The 24517-nt window shown below is 51.3% G+C and carries 14 protein-coding genes; 4 read left to right on the top strand and 10 right to left on the bottom strand.

Annotated features, from left to right (window positions below):
- The first annotated feature begins 14 nt into the window (after positions 1 to 14).
- Positions 15 to 9347: an autotransporter outer membrane beta-barrel domain-containing protein gene (locus tag HV314_RS18425; protein ID WP_181546408.1), complete on the top strand. Its 9333-nt coding sequence runs from the start codon at positions 15 to 17 to the stop codon at positions 9345 to 9347.
- A gap of 189 nt (positions 9348 to 9536) precedes the next feature.
- On the opposite strand, the gene HV314_RS18430 is transcribed toward HV314_RS18425, so the two are convergent.
- The 6 genes from HV314_RS18430 to rclA all read right to left on the bottom strand — a co-directional run bounded on the left by HV314_RS18430 (position 9537) and on the right by rclA (position 14582).
- A complete protein-coding gene (locus HV314_RS18430) occupies positions 9537 to 10304 on the bottom strand; it encodes a putative bifunctional diguanylate cyclase/phosphodiesterase (protein ID WP_016152160.1) in 768 nt (255 codons plus the stop codon).
- A 101-nt stretch (positions 10305 to 10405) separates the two neighbouring features.
- A complete protein-coding gene (locus tag HV314_RS18435) occupies positions 10406 to 10993 on the bottom strand; it encodes a helix-turn-helix domain-containing protein (protein ID WP_046275132.1) in 588 nt (195 codons plus the stop codon).
- 24 nt (positions 10994 to 11017) lie between these two features.
- Entirely contained in the window at positions 11018 to 11704 is a 687-nt protein-coding gene (locus tag HV314_RS18440) for a flagellar brake protein (protein WP_016152158.1), read from the bottom strand.
- Between the two features lie 579 nt (positions 11705 to 12283).
- Positions 12284 to 12844 carry a reactive chlorine resistance membrane protein RclC gene (rclC, locus tag HV314_RS18445; protein WP_016152157.1) on the bottom strand — a complete coding sequence of 187 codons (561 nt, stop codon included), beginning with the start codon at positions 12842 to 12844 and terminating at the stop codon, positions 12284 to 12286.
- 11 nt (positions 12845 to 12855) lie between these two features.
- Positions 12856 to 13092, bottom strand: coding sequence for a reactive chlorine resistance periplasmic protein RclB (gene rclB / locus HV314_RS18450; protein WP_029139445.1), 237 nt, complete (start codon positions 13090 to 13092; stop codon positions 12856 to 12858).
- Between the two features lie 164 nt (positions 13093 to 13256).
- Positions 13257 to 14582 carry a reactive chlorine resistance oxidoreductase RclA gene (gene rclA / locus HV314_RS18455; protein WP_137367287.1) on the bottom strand — a complete coding sequence of 442 codons (1326 nt, stop codon included), beginning with the start codon at positions 14580 to 14582 and terminating at the stop codon, positions 13257 to 13259.
- A gap of 235 nt (positions 14583 to 14817) precedes the next feature.
- Here rclA and rclR point away from each other — a divergent pair, with 235 nt between their 5' ends.
- Complete coding sequence (gene rclR / locus HV314_RS18460) at positions 14818 to 15672, top strand: reactive chlorine-specific transcriptional regulator RclR (protein ID WP_049282483.1); 855 nt, start codon at positions 14818 to 14820, stop codon at positions 15670 to 15672.
- A 51-nt stretch (positions 15673 to 15723) separates the two neighbouring features.
- On the opposite strand, the gene HV314_RS18465 is transcribed toward rclR, so the two are convergent.
- From HV314_RS18465 to HV314_RS18480, 4 genes are all read right to left on the bottom strand, one after another.
- The gene (locus HV314_RS18465) at positions 15724 to 18867 is read right to left on the bottom strand and encodes a CusA/CzcA family heavy metal efflux RND transporter (RefSeq protein WP_047358048.1); all 3144 of its coding nucleotides are present in this window, start codon (positions 18865 to 18867) and stop codon (positions 15724 to 15726) included.
- Between the two features lie 11 nt (positions 18868 to 18878).
- Positions 18879 to 20171, bottom strand: a complete 1293-nt coding sequence (locus HV314_RS18470; RefSeq protein WP_101699769.1) for an efflux RND transporter periplasmic adaptor subunit — start codon at positions 20169 to 20171, stop codon at positions 18879 to 18881.
- Positions 20172 to 20247: 76 nt separating this feature from the next.
- A complete protein-coding gene (gene cusF, locus HV314_RS18475) occupies positions 20248 to 20595 on the bottom strand; it encodes a cation efflux system protein CusF (RefSeq protein ID WP_016155925.1) in 348 nt (115 codons plus the stop codon).
- 32 nt (positions 20596 to 20627) lie between these two features.
- Positions 20628 to 22010 (bottom strand): efflux transporter outer membrane subunit, encoded by a 1383-nt coding sequence (locus HV314_RS18480; protein ID WP_016155924.1) that lies wholly within the window; start codon positions 22008 to 22010, stop codon positions 20628 to 20630.
- 195 nt (positions 22011 to 22205) lie between these two features.
- Here HV314_RS18480 and cusR point away from each other — a divergent pair, with 195 nt between their 5' ends.
- Together cusR and HV314_RS18490 are read left to right on the top strand one after the other, a co-directional pair.
- A complete protein-coding gene (gene cusR / locus HV314_RS18485) occupies positions 22206 to 22889 on the top strand; it encodes a copper response regulator transcription factor CusR (protein WP_016152149.1) in 684 nt (227 codons plus the stop codon).
- On the top strand, positions 22879 to 24330 hold the full coding sequence (locus tag HV314_RS18490; protein WP_016152148.1) for a Cu(+)/Ag(+) sensor histidine kinase: 1452 nt from the start codon (positions 22879 to 22881) through the stop codon (positions 24328 to 24330). Before cusR ends, HV314_RS18490 begins: the two co-directional genes overlap by 11 nt.
- Positions 24331 to 24517 lie beyond the last annotated feature (187 nt).

Consider the following 24517-nt stretch of genomic DNA (forward strand, 5'->3'; position numbering starts at 1 on the left):
GACGAGGGTTATATATGAACAAAGTTTACAGCATTATTTGGAACGCGGCGCTCGGTATCTGGGTGGTCGTTTCCGAATTAACCAAAGGAAAGAAAAAAAGCAGCTCGCGTAAAACTGTAGCCGTACTCGCGGCCGGCGCATTAAGCGCCGCTTCAATGCAAGCTTCAGCAACTCCGATTATCGATATCGGTGGACATAATATTTTCACCGACTACCAGACAGGTATTTCTGTTGGGGATTATGAGGGTGTCCACGACTACGGATTCTTATATGAAGATATCACTGCTGGTGAGGCGCTCAATATCAGCGGCGCGATCCCAACCATCAGTCCGGGTCAAAGTGGCGTTGTTGAATCAACGACCATCAGAGAGCTACTGCAAACCGGTAAAATCACCCTGCAGGCCACCAGCCCTGCCCAGGGCGTAAAAACGATTACTACTGCCGAGGAACTGGCGGAATACCTGACTTATAACCAATCATCAACGCCTTCGCAGAGCACAGAATTTGAGATTAACGACCCGGCGTTCCCCGGCGAAAAAACAACCATTAAAGTCTTTGATACCAATGCGTTAAGTAACTTTCTTACCGAATCACAGATTGGCGATTCGGCATTAAACACTTACGATCCGACGCAGTCTAAAATCTACAAACAATTTGGCATCGCGCTGGCGACAAACGGCTCCACGGCCAATCTGAATATTGGCGACGACACGCTCAATGTACGCGCCAAAGCCAATACCATCGAATTACTGGCCAAAGACTCCTCCTTACTGGAGGCTCAGGACGCGGGTAGCCAGGTTTACTGGCAATCCGATAACTTTATAAAATTTAACGCCGCCCCGGTTATTCCTGAAAAAACCTTCGCCGGCTCAGCGCAAACCTCCGTGTTTGGCGATGATGTCACGCTCATGACCTACGGCTATGATACGGACGGCAAAGTCGTCGAAACGGGTAAGCGCACATTTAACATCACCAACACGCAGGAGTTGGCCGAATTTAACGACTGGCTGTTGGGCAATAGCAGCGACGCGGCGGAAAACCCGGAAGGCGAAAAAGTCAGCCAAATCCAACTGTGGCTGGAAGCGAATGAAGTCACTACCGTCACCGCAGCACAAACGAAGTATGCCGAGCTGATTGATGGTCTGATCAATTCCAGCAAGCCCTCAGACGTGCTCAGTTGGGATTACGACGTCTGGACAGACGGCTTATCGCATGCCAATAACGCGACCGCTGACCGCGGTGAACTGCATGCTATTTACGCCAACGGCGCAGGCACCTCCGGCACCCTGAACAAAGATGCGATTCTTGCCGTTGACGGCAGTATTAATGGCGTCATGAAAGCCGTTGATAGCGGGGTTATCACAAACTTTGGCGAACTGAACGCATTACGAACGTCTACCGGGCAGAGCCTGGCGATTGGCATGCTGGCAAAAGACGCGACGGCAACCAACAACGGGATGATCAACTCCGGGCTGTTTATCGATAAAGACGGCAACCAAAACGTCAACAGCTATGGCGCATTTGGTATGCAAGGTCAAGGCACCAGCCAGATCGCTAACAACGGCATCATCAACCAGGCAATCACCACCGATAACTTTGGTACCGCTTCGGCAGCCGATCCCTGGAGCAAAAACGTCCCCGCTTCTTCGCTGACGCTGGCGATTGGTATGCAATTGTCTGACGATGCGCAAGGGGTCAACAACGGCGATATTAACGTCGTAGACGGACGTAAAAGCGGTACATCCTTTGCCAGCGGCACCGCTTATGGCGTAGAAGTCGCCGGGAATGCCACCTTTACCAACGCTCAGAATGCCTCTATTTATCTTGGTCGCGACGCAAGCGATCCGTCTAAAGATGTCACCATGGCAGGCGGTTCCAGCCTGAGCGCCGGTATTATGATCAAGAGCACCAAAGAGGTGATTAACAACGGCCTTATCACGCTGGGAACCGGCGTCCGTAACGCCGCGGGGATTTTGGTCGGAAATGCCACGGGCAACGTCCTCAATACCGGCAATATCGTGATCAATGGCGGTTCTAAAGGGGGCAGCAGTAAAAACTACGGCATCTCCGTACACGACAGCGGCGCAGAAAATAATCAGGAAATCCGTAACGACGGCAAGATTAACGTGAATGGCACCAACAACGTAGGGATCCACGTTAGCGCCAATAACAAAAATGCCGAAGTCACCACCAGCGCTGCAGGCGCTATCGTGGTGGACGGTGAAGGCGGCGTCGGTAACCGTAACTACGCCATCTGGGCGGAAGGTGGCGCCAACGGTCAGGCAGTGGTTAACGTCTATTCCAATATTACGCTGGATAAAGCCGGTAACATCGGCGTCCACGTGCGTGATAACGCCATCGCTAACGTTGACAGCTTAAGTAGCCCCTCATTTAACAGCACCGATCAGATTGGTTATTACCTGTATGGTAAGGGCGCGACCGCCAATATTGGTCAGGCGGTGATGAATGACAACGGTCAGGATCGCACCACCATTTTCCGTATCGCCAATGGCGCATTGCTGGCCGGTAATACCACTAACCCGAAAGATCAGTCCACCTCCAACCTGGATTTGACTCTCAGCGGTAACAATTCCGTGGGCGTACTCGCCACCGGCGCAGGCAGTAACGTAGATACCGGTGAAGCAACGTTCACCGTTAAGGGTACTGACTCTGCGGCGCTGGTTATCGAAGGCGGCGCGAAAGGGACCATCAGCGATAAAACCACCATCAATTTAACCGGTGAAAGAACCGTTGCCGGGGTTGTGGATGGTCAGGCGCATCAGTTGAATGGTAATACGCAGGGCAATGCCACGAGCACGACCCTGACCTCAAACGCGAAGATCACCTCTGAAGCCAGCGGCAACAAGGTAATCGCCTATGTGGCGAGGAATCTGGGCAACCTGATCCTCGATACCAAATCGATTATCGATCTGGCCAGCGTCGACAGTATCGGTGTCGATGTTCAAAAAGGCGGTAGCTTAACCAATAACTCCTCCCTCGCCCTGCATGTCAGCAACGGCATCGGCGTACGCGCCTCAGGCTCCAGCGCGCAGATTAATAAGCTGGGCAAAATTCAGGTTGATGATGGCACCGCTGGCGTTCTGTTAACCCAAGGGGCAAGCCTGCTGATTAACGGCATGACTGGTGACAGCATTACCACCGATGGCTCCGCGGACGGTATTCGCCTGGCCGAAGGCGCTGGCGCTCTGGCCGCGCAAAGCGTGATGATCCGCGCTGATGGTACCGGTGCCGGTATTCAAAACGATGCCAACAACACCAATATCACGCTGCGTGATGTCACCATCGACTCCAACGATGGCCCAGGGATCCGCACCAGCGTGGCGCTGACCATGAACGATGGGCTGAACAACATCCTCAACGTCAACGGTAAAGGTACCGGCTTCGCCTTTGAACAACGAAATGGCGACGCGGTGACGGGCAATCTAACCATCGGCAAAGGCTATACCATTGAGGTACTAAACAGCGAAGGCAGCGGTATTCGCGCCAATACGGACGGTCGTATCACCACCAATGCCGACATCAACGTGCATGACAGCGCAGGTGGTTCAGCAATCATCGCGAAAAACGTTAGCGCATTGACCAACAGCGGCAAGATTATCTCTGCCAGTACCACCTCACCGGTAATAGACGCCAGCGGCGACAGCAGTAAAGCCATTACCAACACGGGAACCCTGCAGGCCATCAACGACTCGGCCGTGGCAATTCAGTCTGGTAAAGGCAATGACACCATCGATATCAGCGGCGGTGTGACCAGCGGCGTAATCAACACCGGCGAAGGTACGGATACCTTCAACTGGCGTAGCGGCTCTTATGCTGGCGAAGTGAATTTCGCGGGTACTGGCGGTAACAATAAAGCCAACATCGGCAATGTGACGCTGGATAAAACGCGCCACATCCTTACCGCAGCGGGTACGGGCAACGCCCTCACCTTCACTGATACAAAAGATGCGAAGATTGGTACGCTGGCTAGCGACAACCTGAATACCGGTACCAACATTGGCACCGGCTGGGATTCACTGACCATCAGCGGGTCAAATGCAGATGTACGCATCGTTGAAAACCTGAATCTGGCGAGCGAAACCCTTGCTGTAAACAATGGCGCCACGCTGCGTACCGGCGACCACGTCGAACCAACCAGCACTGCCGCAAGCATTGGCGATTACAATGTCACCACCCAGGGCGCAGACAGCAAAGTTATCTTCGATACTCAAGGAGATACCTCAACAGCACAGATCTATCGCGGCATCATCAGCGGCGACGGGAAATTTGAACGTGCGGCGGGCGGCACCACGGTGTTTACCGCCAACAATAGCTACACCGGCTCTACCACCATTGATCAAACCGGTACGCTGCAGTTAGGTGACGGTGGAAATGAAGGCGAAGTGAGCGCCGTCTCTGACATCATCGACAACGGCGTGTTGGCGATTAATCGCGCCAACACCGTGCTGCTCAACGGTGTGATCTCCGGTATCGGCGCGCTACAGCAAATCGGCGGCGGCATTACCCGTCTGAACGGTAACAATACCTATACCGGTAACACCACCGTTACCAACGGCACGTTGCTGGTGAATGGCGATCAAAGCGCGGCGCGCGGCGTCACCACCGTCAGCGGCACGTCCACACTGGGCGGTAAGGGCATTATCGGCGGTAACGTGCTGATGAACGATGCCACAACCATCAGCGCCGGTGACGGCGGTGCGGGTACGCTATCTGTTAACGGTAATCTGCAGCTTGGCAGCAAAACGACCTCCGCTTTCGAACTGGGCCAGGCCTTTACGCCAGGCGGTGCGCTAAACGATCTGGTGAACGTGGCAGGCGATCTGCAACTGGACGGGACCCTGGATGTTACCACGTCGCAAGGCGGTAACTTCGGACCGGGCGTGTACCGTATCTATAATTACGGCGGTACGCTGGATAACCAGACGCTGGAGCTGGGCGCAATACCGGACAGTCAGGATAAGAGCAATATTTTTGTCCAGACCTCTATCGACAAACAGGTCAACCTGGTGAACGCCAACGGCGTTACCCTGCAATTCTGGGACGGGGCGACGGTAAGTCAGAGCCACGGCGCGTCGGGCATTGAGGGCGACAGCAAAATTGACGGTGGCAATGGCAAATGGATGGCGATCGGCAGTCAGGGTGATAACAACTGGACCACGGCAACGGGCGAAGGTAACGCACCTTGGGCGCAGAAGTCCTTTGCCGTCTTCACCACCAAAGGTGGCACCGTTACCGTGGATAACGCCGCGGGAGAAGTTAACTTCTCCGGGGCACAGTTTGACGCCGATGGCTATGTCGTTAAAGGCGACGCACTTAACGCTTATGCCACCACGGAAAACGCGACTCACGCAGGCCAGACGCCGGGAACCGGTGAACTGCTGCTGCGCGTTGGCGCTGGTGGCGCGGGGCAAAACTATACCGCGACCATTGAGTCCGTCATCCGCGAAGCCAGCACGACTGACAAGCTGACGCTGGTGAAAACCGACCTTGGTCGTCTGATCCTCAGCGGTGATAACGCGTATCGCGGCGGCACACGCATTGATGGCGGTACGTTGCAGATTTCCGCCGACAGCAACCTCGGTCAGAGCGGAACCGACCTGGCTATCAACAACGGCTCCACGCTGCAGATGGGCGCGGACCTAACCAGCAATCGCACCATTGCGCTGGGCGCGAATGATAACGCGGCGGTGTTTGACCTCAATTCACATAACTTCACGCCAACCGGTGAGATTACCGGCGACGGTAAACTGAAAGTCACCAGCAGCTCAAGCGATGCGGGCAGTACTCTGTCGCTCAATCGCGCGAACAGCTATAAAGGCGACACAGAAATTGCCGGTACCGGAAATGCCAACAATGTGACGGTCAACGTCAGCAAAACCGGGGCCTTTGGTAGCAATGAAAGCAGCACCGTGAACGTCAATAACGGGGCAACGCTCAATGTCAGCGGAACAGAGACCAGCCTGAAATCCCTGACCATGAACATCGCCGACAGCCTGTTAACACTGGCGGATAACGTCACCGCCGCGAGCGCAAAACTGAACCTGACGGGCACAGCGAAAGCCCTGTTAACCGATAACGCCACCGCGGGCGAGGCGACGGTTAACGTGTCAAAAGACAGTACGTTGGCGCTGGAAGAAAATGCCAGCGGTGGTACTGCTAGCGTGAATAACAGCGGACTGATGACCTTTGCGGACCAGGCGTTAGCAGAGAATACCGTCGTTAAAAACCTGGCGGGCGGCAAGGTCGATATCAGCGCAGTCGACAGCGCAACATCTATCGGCTCGTTGTCCGGCGCGGGGAATGTCGAACTGGGCAATAAAGAATTGTCGCTGGGTAATCTGCATCTTGATGACACCATCAGCGGCATTATCAGCGGCAACGACGGCAGCCTGGTGAAAATCGGTGACGGCACGTTAACGCTGACCGGCGATAACACCTGGACCGGCACCACGGACGTCAATGAAGGCGTACTGCTGGTCAACGGTAATCAGTCTGCCGCGACCGGTCAGGTGACGGTGAAATCTGGGGCAACGCTCGGCGGGAACGGTATTATCGGCGGCGCTGTTGATGTACTGGATGACGGCCATATTACCGCGGGTGCGGCCATCAACAGCGTGGGTAAACTGACTACCGGTTCACTGACGCTCAGCGATAACGCACAGCTTGATTACCAGTTTGGTCAGGCCTATACCCCAGGCGGAGCCTTCAATGACCTGATTGATGTCAATGGCGATCTGACGCTCGACGGTAAGCTCAATATCCAGACCTCTCCAGGCGGAAGCTTTGATGTTGGTGTTTACCGCGTCATCAACTACACCGGCACACTAACCAACAATGTGATGGACATTGCCGACGCGCCGGAAGCTGCGGACAGCCTGTACGTACAAACCTCGGTTAATAACCAGGTTAACCTGGTTAACCATGCCGGGCTGACGCTGCGCTTCTGGGACGGCACCGGCGGTGAGAATGGCGAGCTGAAAAACAACGGCGTCATCAACGGCGGCGACGGTATCTGGCAATCCAGCCAGGGTAATGACAACTGGACTACGGATGAATCAACGCCAGAAGGCGCGCTGAATGCACCGTTTACCGATGCTGCGTTCGCCGTCTTCCAGGGTGAAGCGGGCAATGTAACCGTCGATAACAGCAAAGGCGACGTCATCATCAGTGGCGCACAGTTCGCCACCGATGGTTATCGCGTGGGCGGGGAAGCCATTACCACCGATACGGCTAATACGCTGATTCGCGTCGGCGATGGCACAGTAGACGGCGCTAACTACACCGCGACTATCGACAGCGTGATCCGCGGCACCGGCGGCTTGAATAAAGGCGACCTCGGTACGCTCATCCTCACTGGCGACAATACTTACAGCGGTGGAACCACCATCACCTCAGGTACGCTGCAGGTGGCGGGTGATACCAACCTTGGCGCACCAGAGACGGGAATTACCTTTAATGGTGGTACGCTGAAATATGGTGAAGCGTTTGATACCGCTCGTCAGGTGACTCTGGAATCCGGCGGCGGGACATTCGACACCAACGGACATAACGTTTCTCTGCTGACGGAAGTCGAAGGTAACGGTCAGTTGACCAAAACTGGTAAAGGCTCCCTCACCCTGACGCTGGATAACACCTACACCGGTGGCACCACCATCGAACAAGGCGTTTTACAGCTGGGTAACGGCGGTGATATCGGCAGCATTCAGGGGGATATCGTTGATAACGGCGTACTCAACGTCAATCGTGGCGATACCCTGGCGCTGACCGGTAATATCAGCGGCGAAGGCCAGCTGCATCAAACCGGCAGCGGTGTTACGGAGTTGCTTGGTGAAAACAGCTACAGCGGCGCAACGCTGATTGCCAACGGTGTACTGCAGGCGGGTAATACCAACACTCTGAGTAGCGCATCACACCACTACGTTGTCGCTGACACCACCCTCAACACGCAAGGTTACAACCAGACGGTAGCGGGACTGAGCAACGGCGGCGATGTTTCACTCATCGGCCAGCAGACTGGCACAACGTTAACCGTCAAAGGGGATTACACCGGCGAAAAAGGAACTATCAACATGGCGGCCACACAAAATGGCAGCGGCGCAGGCATTGCCGACCGTCTGATTATCGATGGCGGTAAAGCCAGCGGTAGTACGCTATTGGATGTCGATGGTTCTGGTCTCGGCGCACCAACTATTGGTGATGGTATCGAAGTGGTAACCGCGCTCAATGGCGCAACCACTACGGCACAAACGTCACGAGACGCCTTCCATCTTGCCGCCGATCGTATGGCTGCAGGCGCATTTGAGTATCAACTGCATGCGGGTAACGCTCAGGGTCAGGGTGAAAACTGGTATCTGAGAAGCGAATATCGTCCAGAAACTATGCTGTATTCTGGTCTCGCCAGCGTCGTTCGTCAGGGCGACATCAGCCTGTTAGGCAACATGCACCAGCGTATGGGTGACGAGGTAAAACCGGGTATTGATGAAGACAATCGCGCCTGGGCAAGAATGATTGGCTACTCCGGTAAAACCAAACTGGATGATGCGGCTGGAACGCAAACCAGCTCCCATACCATGGGGATTCAGGTTGGCGTCGATATGTATGCCAACGAAAGCTGGAAAGCCGGGATGTATACCAGCATTCTTGATATCGACAGCAACGTGAAAGGCACGAAGACAGGCAGCGACGGCAAAGGCGGCAACATCGACGACAACGCGTTTTATGTCGGCGGCTACGCCACCTGGTTCTCGGGCGATGGGATGTATGTTGATAACGTCCTGCAATACGGTAACCATAAATCCCGCCTGGCGGCGACCGGTAACAACGGCTCGTATACCGTCAGAGGCAACACGCTGACGGCGTCAACAGAAGTGGGTAAATCGTTCCGTTTAGGCGCCAGCGCATGGAGTCTGGAACCTCAGGCTCAGTTAATCTATCAATACAGCGACTTTGATAACGGGCGGCTTGATGGTGTGACCCAAACGAAAGTGAAAATGGATACCGCGGATTCCTTTACCGCCCGTCTGGGCGTGCGTCTGGTCGCTGACTATGACACCAACCATGGCAAATTCCAGCCTTACGGCAGGGTCAACGTCTGGCAGGGTCTGGGTTCAAAAGACAAAACGCACTTTAGCAATGCGGTAGCCACCACCACGCTTGAGTCTTCACAACAGTACTCCAGCACTGAAGTTGCAGCCGGTCTGTCATGGTCTATCGACAGAAACCTGCAGGTTTACGGAGAACTGGGTACGCAATTTAGCAACGGTGGCAGTAAGTCGCAGGTTGAAGCGCCGGTTAATGCCTCAATTGGCTTTAAGAAATCGTTCTAAGCTGACATAAACTCGCTAGCCCTCTGTTTAACAGGGGGCTTTTTTTTGCCTGTCCCGGATACAAAGCTACCTGATGCGCTTAACGTATCAGGCCTACGGACTTATTTTTATAGGCAGGAAAAGCGCGGGAGCGGCCCTCTGGCAACGCGAAACAATCGAGGTTCAGGGGAACAACAGAGAGGGAGAAGATTAAGGATTATACTGCGTCAGGAGTAACGGGATCTCTTCTGCCAACACCGGGGGAGAAATGAAAAAGCCTTGAATTTTGTCACAACCAATCTGCATCAGCCGGTCCAGTTCGGACTGGGTTTCCACCCCTTCAGCAAGAACTTCAATACCAAAATTGTGCGCCAGTGAAATTATACCCTCAACAATCTTTGTTGAGCGGGTATCGGGTTCAATGCCGGCGATAAATTCCTTATCAATTTTTAAGGTATCAAAAGGATATTTCAACAGATAGTTAAGATTGGCGTGGCCGGTTCCAAAATCATCAAGGGCAATTTTGACCCCTATCGCCTTCAGCTCCGTCATATTTTTAGCCGCGACCTGACTGTCGCATAGCGGCGACGTTTCCGTGACCTCTATCTGGCATCGATGGGGCGGGAGACCACATACAGTAAGGTTTTTTCTGACGCGTTGGGGTAACAGCGGATCGCAGAATTCAAGCGCGGAAATATTGACGGACAATACAAGGGGCTCTGGCCAACGGGTTGCCACATCCCAGGGAGTGTGGGTAACCATATCTTCAATTGACATGATATTGCCGCTGTCTTCCAGCAAGGTAATAAAAACATCGGGAGAGATCATCCCCATCTGGGGGCTATTCCAACGCATTAATGCTTCAAACCCGCTAATACGCTGATTACGCAAATTAAAAATTGGTTGATAAACCATATAAAGCTGACTGGTATTCAATGCCTTTTCAAGCGCGGTTAACACCTCACTAGAATTAAACATTTCTCTCTCCCTCAACAAATCATAAAAATTAAAAACCAGTCAATATCACTCCCGAATTGTATCTACTATTAGGTGTGTTACATCAGAATAGAATGGCCAGGTTAGGGTAAAAAAGACATACGATGGGTAAATCTGACAATTAATTTATTTAATTCCGAGGTATTGGTCAGTCCCAGCTTGGTGACGACCCTCATTTTATGCGCCTGGATAGTTTTATAATTCAGGCTGACTAACTCTGAAATTTCTCTGGCGGTATATCCGTTTACCAATAAATTCAGAATCTGCTGCTCTCTCTCGGTTAATCTTTTCTGTGAACGATACAGCCGGGGATTCCATTTCCCGGCCGTTAACGACGCCAGTTGACCGAAATCGCGCAGTGAAGATTTCTCCGTCAAAACTATCGTTTTTTCAACATATAATAACTCTACACATAATTTCGCCACCAAACTATCAGCAATAATTACCACGACATTATTATAAAACTTGAAGCGGTTTTTATTCAAAAACTGCACGATAGCTGAACATGGTTGTTCGTTATCAATGATATTAAAAACCATGGTTTGATGCTGGCATAATGATGACTGATGCAACATATCCTCAAACTGGAATGTTTGTATCGGTACATGTTTGCTTGTCAGGTAGGCGAACAAACCGTTGCCCACAAAATTATCACTGCCACACATCAACATCCTGTTCATCGCTCCTTATCAGCATCAAATCTTGTTACTCATTAAAAATTTAATAATAATCTTTTCGACCTCAGCCTCTTCACGACGATTTTTAAAATCGAACTCACATGAGATCTGATGACAGGCATACAATTGATTATCCTCATCAAATTCATTGATCATGACGACATCGATCACTTTCAAATCCAGCTGTAAACTGCCAAACGTATCAAAATCCAGCGCGGCATTTTTAATCACCGCATCTTTATAGAGAAAACGGGAGTTCACATCTTTAACAATTAATGCACAACCGCCCTGCGAGATGTTTTTAATCTTCAGAGAGTAGTTTTCTCCGTTTTTGTAACGACCAAAACAGAAAAAGTCGTAACCCTTCAGGAAGGAAAAACGCTGATTTTGTCGCTGCTGGGCAAAGAAAATCATATCTGGGATGAAGTAGGATAATCCTGCTTGTGCACCTGCTGATAAGGTTTGTTCGAATCTGGCACTAAATTTTACAATCCCACTTTCACTGTGCAGGATAAAGTACTGGACCTTTTCAGGAACAATATCTTCGTGTCCGGAGATGACAAACCGCTCGAAATCAATCTTCTCTAACTGCGTGATAACACTATGGTTTTCACATAACACTTCCAGTTTCGTTTTCTTGTGCAACTCTTCACGAAGGGTAGCGATGATTTCAAACTTGTTGTCCTTTGCTAATCCAAAGCTCATTCTAAAACCCTTATTTCCATATTTAAGATATGTCTCGCTTGTGGTTACTCACAAAACGCAAGATCAGCATCCACCCCTGGTGCTTAATTACCATAGTGGATTCCATGTCGAACAGTTGGTTAAAAATTAAGTTTTTAACTATCTTTAGCCATTTATTGATACGTAAAAACATTTAATCAAAGTTAATTCTAGCTGAAGCCATGCCTAAAACCACATGAAGTTGTTGGCTAACTATAACAAAAGAGAATAATAAATTTTTTTGAGATGTCATTTTGAGATAACAAATAGCAAGAACTACACAGAAAAAAAATAGAGGGAAATGAATGGGTTTTGATGGAAGGACCACGCAGTATGCGGACTGGCGTGCTATCGCAAGAAGAAGAGAAAATGCTTACGGCACTATATCATTAACCAGGAATATAGCTCCGACTAGTTATTATGAAAAAGTGAATAATTATAATTCACCTGTAAAATGAATTTACCTTAGGGCAGAAAAAAGGCCAGCATCCTGCTGGCCCGGTAATTACCGAATCGAACTATAGAGGCTTACTGTCTTACAGAGGGTACAACGTTAAAAATTCAATACTTTTGCTTAATAATTGATCGCGATGAATCTGCGATGATCATCACCGCTCCCGCCAGCATTAATGTGTCTTTCAACACCAGACGCCCGGCTCCTGACAAGTACGGAAAACCGTGGTGCAAATCGCCCAGTGGCATCACCCATGCTTCCGGTGTGGTAATTAAAAATGATAACGTCACAATCGGAGTAGCAAATGCCAGTACGCCACCAATTAATCCCAACCAACGGCTAACAGGATTAGCCAGCACCAGCAATGCGATCAGCACTTCGACTACGCCCAGACCATTGGAGAACGTATAGGTGTTATTCGCCTTCTGCCATTCCCGCTCCTGCGGTTTAAACTCACCTTCGTGGGTTAAATGCTGCTTATATTCTTCTGGATGTTCATAAAAAAATGACATTACCGGACTATTGGCAACAAATGGCGTAATACTATCGGCTTCGTAAGGTACAAATTTCAATAAGCCAATCCAGATAAAAACAATGGCAATACTCAGGCGAATCAATGTTAATCCAATTCTATCGCCCTTGCTGAGTAAACGCAGATATTTTTCCATTCAGACTCTCCTCACTTGTACAAAATTGCGGTTGCGTGAGTGCTGCTATCAATGCGCATTGAGGTGATTTTCCAGGAAGTTGCCTTTTTTTCCTGCGCCAGCCTGGCGATTGCATGTTCAACAACAGAAGGTGCAGCGGCAATTGCCGACACGCTGACGCGGGCTACTTCGACCGGCTGTTGTGCCAGTGCAGAAAATGTCACCGGCGCAGTCAGTAAAGCAGTCAACAATAATGAAGTTTTAAGCATGTTCATTTCTATTTCCATTAACAAGTGATTTCACTCGTAATAGAATAAAACATTGTTGCTTATCTTATTTCCTCCATAACGCCAGAATAACTGTTCATGAGTATTTCTTTGTATATGATAAAAAAAAGCCCCACACAGGTGGGGCAATCATGCAGACTATATTATTATTTTATAAGAGAGAAGAGATCGTTTAGTGATTCGCTCATACTCGGATGAGTAAATATTTGATCGCGCAATGTCGTGTAAGGTAAACCAGCATCCATAACGGTTTTAATGATATTAATCATCTCATGAGAATCCACGCACAGCAGCGATACGCCTAATATCTGTTTCGTTTCGCGATTTACCACCGCTTTAAGTACGCCACGCGTGTCATTCATCACCCGGGCACGCGGGATAGCCGCGACAGGCAGGGTGACAACCTGGACCGCCGCGCCGCTGGCGCGAGCTTGTTCTTCTGTCATCCCCACGCGGGAAAGCGGCGGCGTCATAAAAACAGAATACGGTACGTTTTGGCGATCGCCGGTGTTACGTAATCCCTCGCCTAACAGGTTGTCGCGCACAATACGGAAGTCATCCAGCGAGATATAGGTAAATTGTAACCCCCCCGTCACATCGCCCATGGCCCAGATATTGTCTGCCGAAGTACGCAGATATTTATTCACTACAATGGCACCGCGCTCGTTGACATCCACACCCGCATTCTGCAACTGCAGATTTTCAGTTGCCGGTTTGCGACCCGATGCCACCAGTAGCGCATTCACAGTCTGGACGCCTTGCGGCATTTGCACCTGTACCGCGCCGTCATGGGACGAAACCGCCTGCACCCTGGCATTGAGGATAATCTCAACCCCTTTGTCGCGTAAAATGTTGGCGATAGCGTCGGCAATATCCCGATCTTCGCGGGCTAAAAACAGTGGGGCGGCTTCATAAATGGTGACCTTACTGCCAAAGTTGGCAAACATTGATGCGAATTCAACACCAATATAACCGCCGCCCAAAATCCCCAAACGTTCCGGACGTTGCGTCAAATTTAACAACCCGGTGCTGTCAAACACGCCCGGTGTAGTCATTAACCCTGCCACGTTTGGCATCGTTGCCTGTGCGCCGGTATTAATAAAGATCTTTTCGCCGCTTAGTTCAATCTCGCCTGTTGGCTGCACGACCCGCACCGTATGGTTATCAATAAATTCAGCACGACCTTCAATCACATCTACATTTTCCAGATCGGCAAGATTATGGAAGTTTTTATCACGCAGAAAGCTGACAACGGAGGCCTTGCGCTGCATCGCCGCAGCAAAGTCATGCTGAAGTTCAGCATCGTGTACCAGGGTTTTGGTGGGAATGCAGCCGATATTGATACATGTCCCGCCATACATGGTGTTTGACTGTTCAATAATCGCCACTCGCCAGCCCGTTTTCGCCAGGGTAGCCGCCAGCGTTTTACCCGCTTTGCCAAATCCGATAATAATCGCCTGATACTGATTCATGCTGTCTCTCCACCATGTCACTGTTCGTTTGTTGAACTGAAGTATAGGTTTAACGATGCATGAACAATGTATCCATATCGCGCAAATTACTGTCAAATCGTCTAAATCACTACGATCTCTCTTCCACTCAACCCATCGAGGAAATAAACTAACACCATAAATTTATTTAATAAATAATGAGTAACAGCGTTACTTTATCTCGACAAGCATCAACAAGAACTGCTCAGGAGTCTTTATGGATGCACTTAGCCGATTACTTATGCTTAACGACCCGCAGGGCTCGATTGATCAAAACTGCCTGCTGAGCAGGGACTGGCAACTGCCGCACGCGGCGGGTGAGCTGTCCGTTATCCGCTGGCATACGGTAACCCAGGGGTTTGCTCAACTGGATATGCCAGACGGAACGTCTTCTACGTTACGCCCAGGAACAATAGTCATTCTGCCTCAAAACTCCGCGCATCGGCTGTGCCAGACAGGGGAAGAACAAACGCATATTGTCTGCGGAAGCCTGCGATTGCAGGCATCTTCACGCTATTTTTTAACTGCCCTTCCGGAAGTATTAATACTGGCACCAGAAGATAACAGTCCCATTAGCCACTGGCTGAAAGCCATGATTGCGCTGATGCAGCAGGAATACATCAACGATCTGCCTGGCTCCAACATCGTTTGCAGCCAGCAATGCGCTACGCTGTTCGCGTTAGCCGTTCGCGAGTGGCTAGCCCAGCCGACACCCGCTAAAAATGTGCTGAATTTACTGCTGCACCCAAGGCTTGGGGCCGTTGTCTTCATGATGCTGGAGTCACCGGCTTTTCCCTGGACTGTCGAAGAACTGGCAAAGCGTGCCCATATGTCGCGGGCCAGCTTTGCGCAGCTATTTCGTGAAGTCTCAAACTCCACGCCGCTGGCGGTGTTGACCGAGCTACGCCTGCAATTCGCCGCCCAGATGCTGTCACGCGGATCGCAGCCGTTGATCGTTATTGCCGAGTCGGTGGGTTACGCCAGCGAATCGTCGTTTCACAAAGTCTTTTTACGAGGATTTGGCTGCACGCCGGGCGAGTACCGCAAACGCGTGAAAGCGTTGGCGGCATAACGCACCGCCTGCTTCGGCAACAAAACCGACGCAGGCGAGCGCTTCAAGGCATTACTTTTGGCTACGATGCCTGTGCAGCCACATCAGCTTATAAGCTGCCGGAATAATAAACAGCGACAGCAATGGCGCGGTAATCATGCCGCCAATCATCGGCGCGGCAATGCGGCTCATCACTTCTGAGCCCGCCCCTGTCCCCCACAAGATTGGCAACAGGCCCGCGATAATCACCGCCACGGTCATCGCTTTCGGACGTACGCGCAGCACCGCGCCGTGATACAACGCTTCATCCAGCTTATCCGCCGTAAAGGTTTGCGGATTTTCCAGCGCAGGCTCGGCTTCAATAGCATGGCGCAAGTACATCAGCATCACTACGCCAAACTCCGCGGCAACGCCAGCCAGGGCGATAAACCCGGTTCCGGTCGCAACCGACATATGGAACCCCATCCAGTAGAGGAACCAGATCCCCCCTACCAGCGCAAAGGGCACGCTGGTAATAATCAGCAACGCTTCACCAAAGCGACGGAAAGCCAGATAAAGCAGGACAAAGATAATCATCAGCGTCATCGGCACCATCAGTTTGAGCTTATGGCTGGCGCGTTCAAGCAGCTCGAACTGCCCGGAAAACGCCACGCTGGTCCCCGGCTTTAACTGTACGTTTTCAGCGATCGCTTTTTTCAGATCGTTCACCACCGAAACCATGTCACGGTCGCGGGCGTCGATATAAATCCAGCTGGTGGGTCGTGCATCTTCGGTTTTCAACATCGACGGACCAGAAACCACTGTCACATCTGCAACATCAGCCAGCGTGATTTGCTGCTTCATGGGCGTCAGAATAGGCAGATTACGCAGCGCTTCCGGGCTATCACGATAGCTCTGCGCATAGCGAAGGTTAATCGGATAACGTGCAATCCCTTCCACCGTTTCGCCCACCATCGCGCCTCCGACCGCGGAGGTGACAAACAACTGTACCGCGCCAACGGTCATACCGTAGCGGGCTGCTTTCTCCCGATTAATGTCCACATTAATATAGCGCCCGCCCACCAGCCGCTCAGCCAGCGCCGAAGCGACGCCCGGCACGGTTCTGGCTACCTCTTCGATTTGTTCCGCCGTGGCGTCGATATCAGCCAGAACGTTACCTGACACCTTTATCCCAATCGGGCTTTTGATGCCGGTAGAAAGCATGTCGATACGGTTACGAATAGGCGGAACCCACAGATTCGCCAGCCCTGGCAAGCGCACGGTTTTGTCGAGTTCGGCGATGATTTTGTCCATCGTCATCCCCGGACGCCACTGATCCTGCGGCTTCAGTTGGATCGTTGTTTCGACCATTTCCAGCGGCGCGGAATCCGTTGCGGTTTCCGCCTTACCGGTTTTACCAAACACACGCGCCACTTCCGGAACGGTCATGATCAGCTTGTCGGTTTTTTGCAGCATATCCGCCGCCTGCGCCGCCGAAATCCCCGGCAGGGTTGACGGCATATACAGTAGATCGCCTTCGTTAATCTGCGGCAGGAATTCACCACCGACTTTATTCAGCGGGTATATAACCGTCAGTATTGAAAGTACCGCCACCAGCAGGGTGGTTTTAGGCCAATGCAGCACCTTCAACAACAGCGGATGATAAATACGGATCAGGAAACGGTTAAGCGGGTTACTGCTTTCCGCCGGAATTTTGCCACGGATCCAGAATCCCATCAGGATCGGAATGACGACAATAGCCAGAAACGCCGCGCCTGCCATGGCATACGTTTTGGTGAACGCCAGCGGGCCGAACAGTCGCCCCTCTTGCCCCTCGAGCGTGAAAATAGGGATAAACGACAGGGTGATAATCAGCAAGCTGATGAACAATGCCGGGCCGACCTCTACCGAGGCATCGGTAATAACCTTCCAGCGCGTTGCGTTATCCAGTTTTTCATCCGGATGCTGATGTCCCCACTCTTCGAGCCGCTTATGGGCGTTTTCAATCATCACGATCGCGGCATCGACCATCGCCCCGACGGCAATGGCAATGCCCCCAAGCGACATGATATTGGCGTTCAGCCCCTGGAAATGCATCACGATAAACGCGATACACAGTCCCAGCGGCAGGGAAATAATCGCTACCAGCGCCGAACGCAGATGCCACAGGAACAGCGCGCATACCAGCGCAACAACGATAAACTCTTCCAGCAGCTTATAGCTCAGGTTATCAATAGCGCGATCGATGAGCTGACTGCGATCGTATGTTGTAACTATCTCAACGCCTTCCGGCAGGCTGCTTTTCAGCGTGTCGAGTTTGGCTTTAACGGCGGAGATCACTTCACGCGCATTTTTACCGGAACGCAGAATTACCACCCCGCCCGCCACTTCGCCTTCACCATTCAGTTCGGCGATCCCACGGCGCATTTCCGGCCCAATTTGCACACGCGCGACATCGCGCAGGTAAACAGGTACACCGTCGGCCCCTGTTTTCAGGACGATATTATTGAAGTCATCAAGCGTTTGTAGATACCCACTGGCGCGGACCATATATTCCGCTTCAGCCATCTCAACAGACGAGCCGCCCGCCTCCTGATTCGACGTATCCAGTGCAGATTTCACCTCCGCCAGGCTGATGCCATATTGCGTCAGCTTCATCGGGTCGATAACAACCTGGTACTGTTTAACCACGCCGCCTACCGAGGCCACCTCTGCCACGTTCGGAATCGTTTTTAACTCATACTTTAAAAACCAGTCCTGAAGAGTTCGTAACTCTGCCAGATCGTGTTTACCGCTGCGATCGACCAGCGCATATTCAAAGATCCAGCCGACGCCCGTGGCGTCCGGTCCCATCTCCGCGCTAACCCCTGCCGGTAATTTCCCCTGAACCTGGTTGAGATACTCCAGTACGCGCGAGCGCGCCCAGTAAGGATCGGTGCCATCTTCGAAAATGACGTACACATAGGAATCACCAAACTGCGAGAAACCACGCACGGTCTTCGCGCCCGGTACCGACAGCATGGTGGTGGTCAGCGGGTAAGTCACCTGATTTTCAACGATTTGCGGTGCCTGCCCTGGATAGCTGGTTTTGACGATCACCTGAACATCAGAGAGATCGGGCAACGCATCAACCGGGGTATTGATGATGGTCCAGGTTCCCCAGATACTGAGAAACAGCGCCCCCATCATCACCAGAAAACGGTTTGCCACCGAACGGCGGATAATCCATTCAATCATTTATCATGTCCTCAGTGTGAATGGGTCGCCTGGGCTGGCTTTGCGGATGCGTCTTGCGCACCACTGTTCTGCGCGCGCATACGGTCCAGTGCGCCAGAGATATTCGCCTCGGAATCAATCAGGAACAGACCACTGGACACCACTTTTTCACCTTCAGTCAGGCCTGAGCGGATAGCCGTCAGCCCTTGAGATTCATGGAATACCGCAACCTGCTTCGGTACAAATCGACCTTCGTTATCGACGGTGATCACCCGTTGCTCGGTGCCTGTATCAATCAACGCCTTTGAGGGGATCAGCAGCATCGGTTCACTTTGCGTTTTCAGTTGCAGGTAAGCATTCATCCCCGGCTTGAGCGCCTCATCAGGGTTATTGACCTGCAAACGGATCTGCAGCGTACGCGTGGAGGCATCGACACTAGGTAAGATATTCCACTTGCTAATGGTGAAAGGCTTATCCGGCCAGGCGGGCACGGTGATGGTAAATTGCGAGGCGTCTTTGATCAGCCAGGCGATAGATTCCGGGACCGACGCGCTGACCCATACCGGGTCCATCCCCTGAATTTTCGCGACCACATTGTCTTTGGAAATGTTCATGCCAGTACGCAAATCGAATGCGGTAATCACCCCATCAATAGGAGCTTTCAGGGTAAAGCGGGTCTGAATTTTACGCGTCGATTTTAAGCGCTGAATATCCGCTTCCGGCATACCGGCCAGACGTAATCTCTCCAGAATCCCTTCCACCTGCGTCGCACTGCCGCCAGTCTCCCGCAGTAACAAATATTCGCTCTGCGCCTCAACCCAGTCGGGAATCGTCAGATCGATAAGCGGCGCACCTTGCTTAATTTTGTCGCCCACGGTTAGCGGGTAAACCTTCTCGATAAAGCCTGCGGAGCGAGCCTGGACAATAACAAACTGGTATTCGTTATAGCTAACGTTAGCCGGGAAAGTTTGCGCATAGTGCAGCGGGCCACGGCGCACAGGTTCTGTTTTCAGACCCAAATTTTGGGTCTGAGTAGGATCGATACGCACGCCAGGCGCTGACGCGCTCGCGGTCTCTTCATCGGCATATTTGGGGATCAGATCCATATCCATAAACGGTGATTTACCCGGCTTATCAAAGCGCGTGTTCGGGTACATGGGGTCATACCAGAACAACACTTTTCTGGCTTCTTTTTGCGAAGCCTGCCCGGTTTCAGCCGTTACGTTTGCTGATGAATAATAAGTATAAATACCGACAGAAATAACCCCACCGGCAATCATGCCAGCGAGAATAAGCGCGGTATTTTTAATATTTAAAGACGCCATAGTGATTTCCATTGCGCGATAGTCTCACCCGCATTTCGAAGAATCCGGGCAAGAATAAAAGAGACCAGCGAGAACGTTATTTACTGATGTGAATATCGCGTAACACAGAGAGATTTCCCTGCTGAACAAACGTAAACGCAACCTTATCGCCGGGTTTAATATCGTCAGCCTTGGTGTCGGCAACCCGCGTAAAACGCATCGTCATGGCAGGCCAGTTCACCGCGGCAATGGGATCATGCTTGATCGTGATTTTTTTACTTTCTTTATCAATAGCTTCAATCACCCCGGTGGCGCTAATGACGTCTTCCTGTTGGGCCGCTGGCTGCATGTTCATCATCTCGCCATGCTGATGCTCATTGGCCTGAGCGTTAAACATGACCACAGAGAAAAAGCTAAACAACACGGCTTTGGCGGTAGTATTCATACTTGATGCTCCTGAAAAGTTAATATTAAGGATTACTCCACCCAACCGCCGCCTAAGGCAGCAAACAGCTTAATTTCATTAACCTGTTGGGCGTAATTAAGATCGAGCAGCGATTGCTGCGTAGCGAATAAAGAACGTTCGGCGTCCAGTACCTCGATGTAGCTAACCGCACCATTTTGATAAAGCGCTCTGGCGCGTTGTAAGGTGATTTGCAATGACGTCAGGTAGCGCTGCTGACCGCTAATTTGATCGGCAATGCTTTGGCGCAACACCAGCGCATCCGCCACCTCTTTAAACGCGTTCTGAATTTTTTGTTCGTAATTCACCACCGACTGCTGTTGGCGAATTTCAGCGAGGTCGAGATTGGACTGATTACGTCCGGCGTTAAAAATGGGAATATCTATTTTGGGGACAAAATTCCACATGCCGCTGGTCGCATTAAATAAGCTGGAGAGATCGCTGCTGCTGCTGGAAACCGAACTGGTCAAGGTAATCGACGGGAAAAACGCTGCTCGTGCGGCGCCGATATTGGCATTCGCCGCCATTAATCCGTGTTCAGCTTCCAAAATATCCGGGCGCTGCAACAGGATTTGCGACGAGAGCGATGGCGGCAGCGTTACTGGTTTGATATCCCCGCTGCTGCGCATCTGGTCGTTGGGTAATTTCCCGTACGTACCCAGCAACAGTTGCAGCGCGTTGTTCGCCTGCGCCAGTTCACCTTTACGCTTCGCGATTTCGCTGCGCGTGCTTTCAATCACGCCCCGCGCCTGTTCCAGCGCCAGTACGTTGGTGCTTCCGGTCAGCAACTGCTTCTCAACAAAAGCGTAAGAACGCTGATAGTTTTGCAGCGTTTCTTCGGCAATTTGCAGTTGTGCATAAGCCAGACGCTGATTGAAATAACTTTGCGATACGTTGGAGATTAATGAGATGTGTACCGCCCGACGCGCCTCTTCGCTGGCAAAGAAATTCTGTCGCTCAGCTTCACTCATATTTTTCAGCCGACCAAAGAAGTCCAGATCGAAACTGAGATTGAGTCCAGCTTCGAATTCACGATCGGTGCTGCTATCGCCTTTTAATTTGCCGCTGTAAGTACCGCTGGAACCTGCCGTGATTTGCGGATAGCGGTCAGCGTCCGTGACGCCATATTGCGCTCTCGCTTCCTGAACTTTTAGCACTGCCATACGTAAATCGCGGTTATTGACCAGCGCCTCGCCAATCAGCGCCTTTACCTGAGAGTCAACGAAGAAGCTCCGCCAGCCCGTGTCCTGATATCCCACCGGTGCAGAAACCAAGGCGTTCTGGCTTAAGGAGAATTGCTGCGGTACAGGCAATGTCGGACGCTGATAGTCCGGCGCCAATGAACAACCGGCGAGAACGAATACAGCGCTGAGGGTAAGAAGCTTAAATTTGCTCATAGTTCTTCTCGTCCTGACCGGACTGATGGCCCTAAAAAATGTAGGAATTTATAGTGTTGTACTTTAACGAAGTGACTCTGTTTAAGCGGTGACAGGAAAATGACAAAACTGTCATTTTCCCAATAACCGATTGCTATCCGATCCCGCTTCCCTAGAATTGAAAGTCCGCACAACCCGTGTGAGAAGGAGAATGCGATGAAGGTGTTGATAGTCGAAGATGAGAAAAAAACCGGTGAATACCTGACGAAAGGCCTGACGGAAGCGGGTTTTGTCGTGGATTTAGCTGATAACGGCCTGAACGGGTACCACCTGGCGATGACCGGCGATTACGACCTGCTCATACTCGACATCATGCTGCCGGATGTAAACGGCTGGGATATCGTACGGATGCTGCGTTCCGCTAACAAAGGGATGCCCATTCTTCTCCTCACCGCGCTGGGTACCATCGAACATCGGGTTAAGGGTCTGGAATTAGGCGCTGATGATTATCTGGTCAAACCGTTCGCCTTCGCCGAACTGCTGGCGCGGGTCAGAACGCTGCTGCGCCGCGGGGCGGCGGTGATTGTCGAAAGCCAGTTTCAGGTCGCGGATTTAATGGTCGATCTGGTCAGCAGAAAAGTCACCCGCAGCGGGACGCGTATTACTCTGACCAGCAAAGAGTTTACGCTGCTTGAGTTTTTCCTGCGTCATCAAGGGGAAGTTTTACCCCGCTCGCTGATCGCTTCCCAGGTCTGGGATATGAATTTTGACAGCGATACCAATGCCATCGACGTCGCCGTTAAGCGTCTGCGCGCCAAAATTGATAACGATTTTGAGCCGAAACTGATTCAGACCGTACGCGGCGTGGGATATATGCTTGAGGTTCCTGATGCCCAGTAAACGATGGCGGCGCCCTTTTTCGCTGGCAACACGACTGACCTTTTTTATCAGTCTGGCGACGATCGCTTCATTTTTCGCCTTTGCATGGATAATGATCCACTCCGTGAAGGTCCATTTCGCCGAGCAGGACATCAATGATTTACAAGAGATCAGCGCCACGCTGGAGAGGATTATTAACCAACCCAACGAGCCGGAATCACGCCGTCTGGAAACGCTAAAAAACGTGGTTGAGGGCTACTCGAACGTCATTATTTCTCTGGAAGACAGTAAGCAGAAAGCCATTTTTCATTCGCCAAATGCGCCGGATCTCCGGCAATTTATCGCCAGCGCAAGACCGGATAAAAATGCCCATGCCAGCGATGTTTTTATTATATCCGGCCCAACACTGCAAACGTCCAAACATATTCACGGACAAAAAACGTCGTCTAACTGGCGAATGATTCGCCTACCGGTAGGAAAGCTGACTGATGGAAAAGCGGCGTATACGTTGTATCTGGCGTTATCGATCGATTTTCATCTGCACTATATTAACGACCTGAAAAACAAACTGATTATGACGGCATCGCTGATTAGCATGATGATTGTATTTATCGTGCTGTTCGCTGTGTATAAAGGCCATGAACCGATCCGTAATGTCAGTCGGCGCATCCAAAATATCACCTCAAAAGATCTTGATGTGCGCCTCGATCCGCAAGCGGTCCCTATTGAACTGGAACAGCTGGTAAGTTCGTTTAATCACATGATCGAACGCATTGAGGATGTATTTAAACGTCAGTCGAACTTCTCGGCGGATATTGCCCATGAGATCCGCACGCCAATAACCAACCTGGTCACACAAACGGAAATTGCGCTCAGCCAAACCCGTAGCCAAAAAGAGCTGGAAGACGTGCTGTATTCCAATCTTGAAGAGTTTGGTCGTATGTCGAAAATGGTAAGCGACATGCTGTTTCTGGCGCAGGCAGACAACAATCAGCTTATCCCGGAAAAGACAGCGCTTAATCTGGCCGATGAGGTTGGTAAAGTGTTCGACTTTTTCGAAGCCTGGGCAGAAGAGCGCGAGGTGGGCTTACGTTTTGAAGGACGCGCATGCTGGGTTTCAGGCGATCCGTTAATGCTACGCCGGGCAATGAGTAATCTGCTTTCAAATGCCATGCGCTACACGCCAAAAGGCGAGTCGGTAACCGTGCGGGTGAAAGAGGCGGATGGCCTGGTCCAGATAGTCGTGGAAAATCCCGGCCCCCCCATTCCCCCACAGCATCTATCGCGGCTATTTGATCGTTTTTATCGGGTTGACCCTTCGCGACAGCGTAAAGGCGAAGGCAGCGGTATTGGCCTGGCGATTGTGAAATCGATTGTTATCGCCCATCAGGGGAAAGTCTCGGTGACATCCGATCAGCTTGCCACCCGTTTTATTCTGACGCTGCCCAAGCATGCGATGTAATTTATGATAATGACGTTGATACCTTAAACAATTCGAGTTGCAGGAAGGCGGCAAGAGAGGGAATCCCCGGTCACTTACTTAAGTAAATGACTGGGGTGAACGAGCGCAGCCAACGCATATGCAGCTTGTAGTATGACCGATATATATATCATCACCGATTCTCTGACATAACCGTCATAGTCCTGTC

The organism is Citrobacter sp. RHBSTW-00887, from assembly GCF_013728095.1.
Lineage (GTDB): Bacteria > Pseudomonadota > Gammaproteobacteria > Enterobacterales > Enterobacteriaceae > Citrobacter > Citrobacter braakii.

Bases quoted from the DNA above. Each gene is read 5' to 3' on its own strand.
- cusF (WP_016155925.1), bottom strand. From the start codon at position 20,595: ATGAATACTACCGCCAAAGCCGTGTTGTTTAGCTTTTTCTCTGTGGTC.
- HV314_RS18425 (WP_181546408.1), top strand. From the start codon at position 15: ATGAACAAAGTTTACAGCATTATTTGGAACGCGGCGCTCGGTATCTGG.
- rclC (WP_016152157.1), bottom strand. From the start codon at position 12,844: ATGGAAAAATATCTGCGTTTACTCAGCAAGGGCGATAGAATTGGATTA.
- rclA (WP_137367287.1), bottom strand. From the start codon at position 14,582: ATGAATCAGTATCAGGCGATTATTATCGGATTTGGCAAAGCGGGTAAA.
- HV314_RS18490 (WP_016152148.1), top strand. From the start codon at position 22,879: ATGCCCAGTAAACGATGGCGGCGCCCTTTTTCGCTGGCAACACGACTG.
- rclR (WP_049282483.1), top strand. From the start codon at position 14,818: ATGGATGCACTTAGCCGATTACTTATGCTTAACGACCCGCAGGGCTCG.
- rclB (WP_029139445.1), bottom strand. From the start codon at position 13,092: ATGCTTAAAACTTCATTATTGTTGACTGCTTTACTGACTGCGCCGGTG.
- HV314_RS18430 (WP_016152160.1), bottom strand. From the start codon at position 10,304: ATGTTTAATTCTAGTGAGGTGTTAACCGCGCTTGAAAAGGCATTGAAT.
- HV314_RS18465 (WP_047358048.1), bottom strand. From the start codon at position 18,867: ATGATTGAATGGATTATCCGCCGTTCGGTGGCAAACCGTTTTCTGGTG.
- HV314_RS18435 (WP_046275132.1), bottom strand. From the start codon at position 10,993: ATGTTGATGTGTGGCAGTGATAATTTTGTGGGCAACGGTTTGTTCGCC.
- HV314_RS18440 (WP_016152158.1), bottom strand. From the start codon at position 11,704: ATGAGCTTTGGATTAGCAAAGGACAACAAGTTTGAAATCATCGCTACC.
- HV314_RS18470 (WP_101699769.1), bottom strand. From the start codon at position 20,171: ATGGCGTCTTTAAATATTAAAAATACCGCGCTTATTCTCGCTGGCATG.
- cusR (WP_016152149.1), top strand. From the start codon at position 22,206: ATGAAGGTGTTGATAGTCGAAGATGAGAAAAAAACCGGTGAATACCTG.
- HV314_RS18480 (WP_016155924.1), bottom strand. From the start codon at position 22,010: ATGAGCAAATTTAAGCTTCTTACCCTCAGCGCTGTATTCGTTCTCGCC.